Below are 9,240 nucleotides of genomic sequence, written 5' to 3'. Positions count from 1 at the left end.
CAACCCATTGCAGATTTTAAGACTGGTCAATGGTGAGATGACCAAAGCAGCGATCTAAAAATGAAAAAGAGACCACTCGTTGGTCTCTTTTTTACTTCTACATTTAAGGTTTTGTAGGGAGCAAATTCCCCAAATTAATCTAGTTTATAATTGATATTTTTTAAAAATAAATCGACCGCATATTCCACCCAAACACTAATTTCATCGGCTGATATTAAATACTCAGGATGAGTCAAACACTTTAGATGGGCATCACTTCTTAACAGTGATAAAAATATATTTGCTGCAACTTCGGAAGAAGAAGTTAATTTAATTTCTCCTTGTTTCACAGACTTTTCAAGATAGCCCGCAATAATATTCGCCAGTCGTTGTGGACCCACTTCAAAGAATTTTTCAGATAACTCGGGAAATCTAACCGCTTCTGCAATACAAACTCTAAAAAAAGCCAATCCTGAATGTGACAATATAAAACAAAGATAAGTTTTTCCAATCTCGGTTAAAGCTGAGCGTAAGTTTTTAGCTTGTGTCTCGACTAAAATAATTTGCTCTTGCATGTTGGTACATTGACGTTCAATGACGGCAGCAAACATCGCTTCTTTATTTTTAAAACAACCATACATGGTTGCTTTGGAAACCCCTGCTTCCTTTTGAATCATGTCTGTGGTTGTACCACTAAAACCGTGAATCAAAAAAAACTTTGTTGCTGCATCAAGAATTTTTTGATCTTTCTCATTCGTTTTAGTGCAATCAGACATACGAACCTACAAACATATTTAGCAATTTCATTCTTAGTGTAACTCATCGGAAAGTTCAAAATCGAGAATTGACGTAAATTTAATAAGATAGTACAGTACCGATCGGTACAGTTGAGTTCAATAACTGCTATTGCAGTAAGCTCATTTTAAAATTTAAGGTAAAAGATGAATATACGACCACTCATCGGTTTGGCAGGTGCAATATTCGCAGCAATGACTGTTGAATTTAACAACCGAATCACCAGCATTACCTTGGTCGATATTCGTGGCGCGATGGGAATTAGTGTCGACTCTGGTTATTGGGTCAGCAGTATTTACGCAAGTGCCATGATTATTGGCATGATCCTATCTACCAGTTGGGCCGTTATTTTTTCTATGCGCAGAGTTCTTCTTTTTGCGATAGGACTTTGCCTCTTCTCTAGCGTTTTAATTCCTTTTAGCCTTAACATCGAAATATTTTATATATTGCGTGGCCTGCAAGGGCTCTCTAATGGTTTAACCATTCCTTTACTCATGGCCTGTGCACTTAGATTTTTAGGACCTGACATTCGGCTATGGGGCCTCGCTTGCTATGCGTTAACTGCGACTTTTTTTCCGAACTTAAGTGCCGCGCTCTCTGCCTTTTATTTAGATGTGATTGGCTGGAAAATGATATTTTTCCAAACCATTCCCTTTTGTGCGCTGAGCGCTGCTCTGGTTTATTTTGGTATTCCACAAGACCCATTAAATTATTCAAGAATAAAAACTTACGATTGGACTGGCGCCATTTTAGCGATTATTAGCTTAGCGAGCCTGAGCACCATGTTATTGCATGGCAATCATTTAGACTGGTTCCATTCTCAATTAATTTGTGTATTGGCCTTAATTAGTGCAATTACTTTACCTTGGTTTTTTATACATGAATGGCGTTATCCGTCACCCTTAATTAAGCCGCAAATGCTCGAAATACGAAATTTTGCATATGCTGTTTTCGCTCTCTTTTGCTTTGTCATTATTGGTATGTCCACCAGCACATTGCCACTAAATTACCTGAGTGCTGTGCATGGCTATAAACCGACCCAGACCATGTGGATTGGCTTACAAATTGCGGCATTGCAATTTATCTATATTCCTATTGTTGTGAAGCTTTTAAATCAAGCTTGGGTGGATAGTCGCTATGTACACGGTTTTGGTTTACTTCTGGTCATCGCTGGTTGCCTAGGTGCAAGTCAACTTGATACCACATGGAATCAAGACCAATTTTATTTTTGGCATGCAATCTCATGTTTGGGGCAAACCTGTGTAGTGCTCTCGCTCTTAATGATGGGTACAAACAGTGTTCACCCCACCATGGCAATTTATGCATCACCGATGATTAACACTCCGCGTGCGATTAGCGGTGTACTGGGTGTTTGTATTTTAGACTGGATCAATCGAGTACGCGGTGAATACCATTCAACACGGCTGATTGAAAATACCGCCCAACATGTTTTCCAAAATATTCAAGGTCCTGTTATTAATCCACTTACTCCACCAGTGCTCACTGCAAATGGCGCAGATCGTGTTTCAGGTGGTTTATCTGCTCTAAATTCTGCGATTCAAGCGCAACAATCTGTTTTAGTCATTAGCGATCAATATCTTATCTTAGCTGGTCTTACCGCTATTTTATTCATTGTAATGTTGATTTTGCCAGTTCGAACTTATCCGCCACGTATTGCTCTCATTAAGTTAATGAATAGTCATAACTCAGGAAAATCTTTATGAGTACTCTCGAAGCCCAAGATACCACTAACATCGAACCACCCAAGTTAACAAAGGTGCAACATCTCAAAAAGCATTGGGTTATGGTTATTGCATTCATTATTGTCTTAGCATCTATTTTATGGGTTTTAAAACTTATATTTTTACCCTCTTCAGTTGTTAAAACTGACGATGCACGGGTAGATGTCGAGTACTCAACCATTGCCCCTAAAGTATCTGGCAATATTGAAGAGATTTATATTAAAGATCATCAGACCGTAAAAAAAGGCCAACTTTTAGCGCGAATTGATGCACGTGATTATCAAGCTGCTTTGGCAGAAGCTGAATCTAATTATGCAAAAGCACAAGCAGATCTGAATGAAGCAATGCTGGCGGTAGAAAGACAACCGACAGTTATTAGAGAAACTGAAGCACAGCTTAGAAAAGTAGAAGCCGGAATTAAACTTACCAAAGACAACACGGCGCGTTATGAGCAATTGCAGGCACTTGGTGCTGAATCTAGATTGATTACGCAACAGTCAAAAACCACATTGACTGAACAATATGCTGACTTAGATAGCAGTAAAGAAAAAGTGATCGATGCACAGTATCAGCTCAACCAATATAAGATTCAGGTGCAAGCCAAACAAGCTGCTTTGAAACAAGCTCAAGCAGCACTTGATAAAGCAAAACTGAATCTGAGCTATACAGAAGTTCGTGCCCCTATTGATGGCATGATTGGTCAAAAATCTGCAAACGTGGGTAACTTTGTAGGTGCTGGGAATCCTTTAATGGTAATTGTGCCTTTAGACCAAGTCTATGTAGAAGCAAACTTCCGTGAAATTGAGTTAAAACAAATTAAAATCGGACAACCTGTTACTGTCTATGTAGATGCTTATAACGTTGAATTAAAAGGTGTGGTAGATAGTTTTTCACCATCGACTGGTGCATTTTTCTCTCCAATCTCTGCAACCAATGCGACTGGTAATTTTACCAAGATTGTTCAGCGTCTTCCTTTACGAATTAAGCTTATTGAAAATCAAAAAGACGTTAAATTATTGCGTCCCGGCTTATCCGTTTTAGTATCTATTGATACGACTCAGAAATAGATCGTTTAAATCTTGGGACATGCGAGAAAAAGAGACCATTTACGGTCTCTTTTTTAATTTAATCTAGATTCATGGCAACCGCTCTGGTTGCTTTACGCTTTCGCGTGACGAACAACCCACAAACAATCACAAGCGAAGTTACCCCTAAAGATAAAGTAGTTTCATAACTGTATGCTGGCGAGAAGAACATATAAGCCAATACACTTAGAATAATAATAATCACAAACCAAGTGAGCCATGGAAATAGCCACATTTTAAATGGAATTTCTGCTCCTGCAGCTTCCAGTTTATGTCGTAAACGCAGTTGAGAGAATGCAATGACTAAATACACAAGCAAAGCAATTGACCCTGTACTTGAGAGCAATAACCCAAATACTTTTCCCGGGAATACGTAATTGATAATACAACAAATCAAACCAATAAAAGTTGAAGAGAACACCGCAATTGCAGGTACGCCTGCATAATTGACTTTAGTTACTGCTTGAGGTGCTTCACTACGGGTACCCAAACGGAATAACATTCGAGATGATGTATAAATTGCGGCATTCATACAACTTGCCACAGCAATGAACACGACTGTATCAATGATGAGTTTAGTACCTGGTACGTTCAAGCTCATTAAAACGTATTGGAATGTTCCGTATTTTTGTAGGTCTGGCGAACGCCAATCAACAAGTGAAACGGCAATAAACATTGAGACCACAAAGAAAAGAATAATGCGGTACAACACGAGGTTCGTTGCCCGTCTAATTTTCTGTTTAGGGTTTGATGACTCTGCTGCTGCAATCGAGACAATTTCTACGCCAAAAAATGAGAATGCAGTAATTAAAATTGCCGATAAAATTCCTCCCATACCGTGTGGCATAAAACCGGCATTATTGTATAAATTGGCAACCCCACTTACATTTTTAGCTAATGGCCAAAAACCTGAAATTGCTAAAATACCAATAATAATGAAGCCAATAATGGCTACCACTTTGACTAAGGAAAACCAGAACTCAAACTCACCAAAACTTTTGGTACTAAAAAAATTAGCTAAGCTTAGAAATACAATAAAACAAAATGCGTAGATAGAAACAGAAACGTTCGGAAACCATGAATGTAAAATTTCAGCACCTGCAATAGCTTCTACCGGAATTGCGAGCACCCAAAACCACCAATATAACCAACCTATTGTGAAACCTGCCCACGGGCCAATTGCTTTACGGGCATAAGTAGAAAATGAACCAGTGTCCGGCTCTAAAACGGCCATTTCACCCAACATTCGCATCACCAGAAATACCATAATACTGGTAATTAAATAAGCGAGAATAACCGCTGGGCCTGCCTTGGCAATGGCAGAAGATGAACCGACAAATAAACCTGCGCCAATAACACCGCCAATACTAATCATTGTGATATGGCGATTTGAAAGTCCTTCGCCTAATTTTTTTGTTCTATCATTATTCATATTTCAATCCTTAAAAATATATCCATATAAAAATCTATTACATGTTTGAAAATCCTACGGTAATGAAAAAGGGAAAACTAATGTCTTCCCCTTATTGCAATAATTAATTTAGAGTTGGCATTGAAAATTGTTTTGCTTCACGGACTTGCGCAGATGGCCAGCGTTGCGTAATGGTTTTACGGCGTGTGTAAAAACGGACACCATCTGGACCATACGCATGTAAATCACCAAACAATGAACGTTTCCAACCACCAAAGCTATGGTAAGCAACAGGCACAGGTAAAGGAACATTAATACCCACCATACCGACTTGAATGTGACTGCTAAAATAGCGTGCTGCCTCACCGTCACGGGTATAAATGCAAGTACCGTTGCCATATTCATGGTCATTAATCAGTTGCATGGCTTCTTGCATAGTATTTACACGCATAACTTGCAGTACAGGTCCAAAAATCTCTTGTTGGTAACTGGTCATAGCTGGTGTGACTTGGTCAATTAAAGTAGGCCCAACAAAGAAACCTTTTTCGTAGCCTGCCGGTTTTGCATCACGGCCATCTACCACAATTTTTGCGCCTTGTTGTTCTGCACTTTGAATATAAGCCTGCACTTTGTCTTTATGTGCTTGGGTAATGAGTGGACCAAAGTCGTTGCTTGCATCTGCATAATTGCCGAACTTCAATTTTTTCATTTCTTGAGTCAGCTTATCAATCACGACATCGGCAACTTCATCTCCAATAGCAACCGCAACCGAAAGTGCCATACAACGCTCGCCTGAAGAACCAAACGCTGCGCCTAGCAATGAAGTTACTACGTTATCAATATCAGCATCCGGCATAATAATCGCGTGGTTTTTCGCACCGCCTAATGCTTGGCAACGTTTACCCGTTGAAGTTGCTGTACGGTAAATATATTCAGCAATTGGTGTTGACCCCACAAAGCTGACTGCCTGAATGCGCGGATGATGCAATAAGGCATCTACCGCTTCTTTATCCCCATTCACCACATTAAATACGCCGTCGGGTAAACCTGCCTGTTTTAATAGTTCTGCAAGGTATAAAACCACAGAAGGTGCTTTTTCAGAAGGTTTTAGAATAAAGCAGTTACCGCAGACTAAGGCCATTGGGAACATCCACAACGCCACCATGGCTGGGAAGTTAAATGGTGTAATACCAGCCACAACACCTAGTGGTTGGAACTCGCTCCATGAATCGATATCAGGGCCGACATTTTTTGAATATTCCCCTTTTAAAAGCTCTGGCGCGCCGCAAGCATATTCAACGTTTTCAATACCGCGTTGAAGTTCACCTTGAGCATCATGAGAAATTTTACCATGCTCTTGTCCAATCAAAGCACAAATCTTTTCGGCATTTTGTTCTAATAATTGTTTGAACTTAAACATGACACGTGCACGTTTAATGACCGGCGTATCTCGCCATGCAGGAAATGCTTGTTCGGCTGCCTGAACAGCTTCATTTACCGTCTGTGCATCTGCAATTTCGACTTCTTTACTAATTTCACCCGTCGCAGGATTGTAAACTGGCTGTCTTCTTGCCGTTTTAGATACAATTCTTCCTTGAATGAAATGCCCTAGCACTTTTTTGGCTTGTTCGCTATGCGTACTATTTTCAGTTGAAACTTCGTCATAGCTAAAATTTTCTAGGCCATTTGTCATTGTTGTTACTCCTTACTACAATTGGTTTTCATATCAAACTGTATTTTTGATTTGGTTTTTAAAGAGCATCTATAGAACCTACCGATGCTCATAAATGGTCTATAAGCCTTAATTCACTTGGTGCAGTGCATCGCCCACAGCATTCATTAAGCGGTCAATATCAGCCTCAGTGCTGTTAAACATTGGCCCGAACTGAAGGGTGTCGCCTCCAAAGCGAACATAGAACCCTTCTTTCCAGAGTTTCATACCGAGTTCGAAGCCTCGAATGGTGGCATCACCATCACGCGGAGCTAACTGTAGGGCACCAATCAAACCACAGTTACGAATATCTAAAATGTGCGGTGCGCCTTTTAAGCCATGTAGCATTTTTTCAAAACTTGGTGCCAACGCTGCAGATTGAGCGAATAGGTTTTTCTTTTCTAAAATTTCAAGCGCAGCTAAGGCGGCAGCACAAGCAACAGGATGTGCCGAATAGGTATAGCCGTGGGTAAATTCAATGGCATGTTCCGGTAAGTCTTGCTGCATAAAGGCAGAGTAAATTTCATGGCTTGCTACCACCCCACCTAAAGGAATGGCACCATTGGTTACTTGTTTCGCAAAGTTCAAAATATCAGGTGTAACCCCAAAATATTCTGCTGCGGTCCAAGTTCCTAAACGGCCAAAACCTGTAATTACCTCATCAAAAATTAACAAGATGTCATGCTGATCACAGATTTCTCTTAAACGCTGTAAATAGCCAGTTGGCGGTACAATACAACCTGCTGATCCGGAAATAGGTTCAATAATCACGGCGGCAATATTTGAAGCATCATGTAGTTCAATTAACTTAAGCATTTCATTGGCAAGCTCTACCCCACCTGTTTCTGCACAGCCTTTGGTAAAAGTTAAATTTGGCTGCAAGGTATGCGGCAAATGGTCTACATCCATAAGTTGACCAAACATTTTACGGTTGCCGCCAATCCCACCTAGACTTGTTCCCGCAACGTTTACGCCATGGTAGCCACGGGCACGACCAATCAATTTGGTTTTACTTGGTTTACCTTTAATACGCCAATACGCACGTGCCATTTTGATAGCGGTATCTGCCGACTCTGAACCTGAGTTGGTAAAGAAAACGTGTTGTAGTTTTTCAGGCATATGCTGAACAATTTTATCTGCCAGTTTAAAAGACAACGGATGGCCGAACTGAAAAGCTGGTGAGTAGTCGAGTTGACCTAACTGAGCACTTACCGCTTGCTGAATTTCAGGCAAGGTATGACCTGCACCACAAGTCCATAGCCCTGAGAGTGAATCGAATATTTCACGGCCGGAATCATCAATCAGGTACGATCCTTTTGCGCCCACAATCATGCGCGGGTCTTTAGCAAAGTTACGATTTGCAGAGAAAGGCATCCAGTGTGCCTGATAATTTATATGCATATTATTATTGGCTTGAATCGCTTCCGAAGTATGCTCAGAGCCGCTGAATTTATCCGTATCAAACATAACCATTCCTGTTTATTTTCAAATTATGGTTTGAGTGTACATAGCGTGATAAGTTTGATAAATTCAAATTATCTTGAGTTTAGATTTAAAAAAACAAAACTAAATGAAACCGAAAAAATTAAATCAAGTTACTGATTTTGATATAAAACTTCTTAAAATTTTTAAAACAGTTTGTGACTGTCATAGCTTTACATCTGCCGAAAGCATTCTTGGTATTAGCCGCTCTGCAATTAGTTTGCATATGAGTGATTTAGAAAATCGTTTGGGTATTCGGCTATGCCAACGTGGTCGCGCTGGCTTTGCCCTCACCGATGAAGGACGGGAAATTTTAGAATATATCGAAGTTCTCACTGCTTCTATCGAAGATTTTCGCTCTAAAGTTAATCAAATGCACAACCGCCTTAAGGGCGAGTTTAATATTGGGATTATTAATAACCTTGTAACGATGCCAAGAGGCTATATCACCAACACGTTGACACAACTCGCCGAAGAACATTCTGAAGTAATTATTAACATTAGTATGAGTACTCTGTCAGATATTGAGTGCCGTGTGCTCGATAACCGTTTGCATGCAGGCGTTATTCCCCTTGTTACGCCTTTGTCCGGTTTGGACTATTTTGATTTATATAGTGAAAGTTCGTTTTTATATTGCGGCAAAAACCATCCCTTGTTTGGCAAATGTAGCAAGATGGATTTAGATGAATTAAAAAAATGGCAAGCTGTACTCCCTAATTATGCGATTACATCGGAAGCGGCAAAGTTGCACCAGCTTTTAGACTGTAAAGCGACAGCAAGCGACCGTGAAGGAATTGCGTTTCTAATTTTAACAGGAAAATTCTTAGGTTTTTTACCCGACCACTATGCAAAGAAATGGGTTGAAGATGGTTTTATGCAAGCTGTTTCAAAGGAAAAAATGCATTACAGCACACCCATTTGCTTAATTACTCATAAAGGCAAAAACCACAATAATATTTTAAAAACTTTTATGGAGATGCTTGAGAAACGGATCGTTGGGAGTTAAAAAAAGAGACCATTAAATGGTCTCTTTTT

Annotated in this window: 7 protein-coding genes; 3 read left to right on the top strand and 4 right to left on the bottom strand. The window is 39.9% G+C overall.

The window, feature by feature from the left end:
* Positions 1-134: 134 nt before the first annotated feature.
* Positions 135-755, bottom strand: coding sequence for a TetR/AcrR family transcriptional regulator (locus KTI78_RS16015; protein WP_262446710.1), 621 nt, complete (start codon positions 753-755; stop codon positions 135-137).
* 165 nt (positions 756-920) lie between these two features.
* Here KTI78_RS16015 and KTI78_RS16010 point away from each other — a divergent pair, with 165 nt between their 5' ends.
* Both KTI78_RS16010 and KTI78_RS16005 read left to right on the top strand, forming a co-directional pair.
* A complete protein-coding gene (locus tag KTI78_RS16010) occupies positions 921-2,498 on the top strand; it encodes an MFS transporter (RefSeq protein ID WP_262446709.1) in 1,578 nt (525 codons plus the stop codon).
* A complete protein-coding gene (locus KTI78_RS16005; RefSeq protein WP_239975876.1) occupies positions 2,495-3,583 on the top strand; it encodes an HlyD family secretion protein in 1,089 nt (362 codons plus the stop codon). Before KTI78_RS16010 ends, KTI78_RS16005 begins: the two co-directional genes overlap by 4 nt.
* A gap of 58 nt (positions 3,584-3,641) precedes the next feature.
* On the opposite strand, the gene KTI78_RS16000 is transcribed toward KTI78_RS16005, so the two are convergent.
* The 3 genes from KTI78_RS16000 to KTI78_RS15990 form a co-directional block, all read right to left on the bottom strand.
* Positions 3,642-5,033 (bottom strand): amino acid permease, encoded by a 1,392-nt coding sequence (locus KTI78_RS16000; protein WP_016140939.1) that lies wholly within the window; start codon positions 5,031-5,033, stop codon positions 3,642-3,644.
* Between the two features lie 103 nt (positions 5,034-5,136).
* Positions 5,137-6,705 (bottom strand): CoA-acylating methylmalonate-semialdehyde dehydrogenase, encoded by a 1,569-nt coding sequence (locus KTI78_RS15995; RefSeq protein WP_016140938.1) that lies wholly within the window; start codon positions 6,703-6,705, stop codon positions 5,137-5,139.
* Positions 6,706-6,813: 108 nt separating this feature from the next.
* On the bottom strand, positions 6,814-8,196 hold the full coding sequence (locus tag KTI78_RS15990) for an aspartate aminotransferase family protein (RefSeq protein WP_262446707.1): 1,383 nt from the start codon (positions 8,194-8,196) through the stop codon (positions 6,814-6,816).
* 97 nt (positions 8,197-8,293) lie between these two features.
* Between KTI78_RS15990 and KTI78_RS15985 the strand changes: the two genes are divergently transcribed.
* Positions 8,294-9,211, top strand: a complete 918-nt coding sequence (locus tag KTI78_RS15985; RefSeq protein WP_262446706.1) for a LysR family transcriptional regulator — start codon at positions 8,294-8,296, stop codon at positions 9,209-9,211.
* Positions 9,212-9,240: the final 29 nt, after the last annotated feature.

The sequence above is a fragment of the Acinetobacter sp. WU_MDCI_Abxe161 genome (genome assembly GCF_025514355.1).
Taxonomy (GTDB): Bacteria; Pseudomonadota; Gammaproteobacteria; order Pseudomonadales; family Moraxellaceae; genus Acinetobacter; species Acinetobacter pittii_E.
The sequence above is the reverse complement of the archived record's forward strand: the minus strand, read 5'-3'. Positions and strand labels throughout refer to the sequence as shown.

Bases quoted from the DNA above. Each gene is read 5' to 3' on its own strand.
- KTI78_RS15995 (WP_016140938.1), bottom strand. From the start codon at position 6,705: ATGACAAATGGCCTAGAAAATTTTAGCTATGACGAAGTTTCAACTGAA.
- KTI78_RS16010 (WP_262446709.1), top strand. From the start codon at position 921: ATGAATATACGACCACTCATCGGTTTGGCAGGTGCAATATTCGCAGCA.
- KTI78_RS15985 (WP_262446706.1), top strand. From the start codon at position 8,294: ATGAAACCGAAAAAATTAAATCAAGTTACTGATTTTGATATAAAACTT.
- KTI78_RS15990 (WP_262446707.1), bottom strand. From the start codon at position 8,196: ATGGTTATGTTTGATACGGATAAATTCAGCGGCTCTGAGCATACTTCG.
- KTI78_RS16005 (WP_239975876.1), top strand. From the start codon at position 2,495: ATGAGTACTCTCGAAGCCCAAGATACCACTAACATCGAACCACCCAAG.
- KTI78_RS16000 (WP_016140939.1), bottom strand. From the start codon at position 5,033: ATGAATAATGATAGAACAAAAAAATTAGGCGAAGGACTTTCAAATCGC.
- KTI78_RS16015 (WP_262446710.1), bottom strand. From the start codon at position 755: ATGTCTGATTGCACTAAAACGAATGAGAAAGATCAAAAAATTCTTGAT.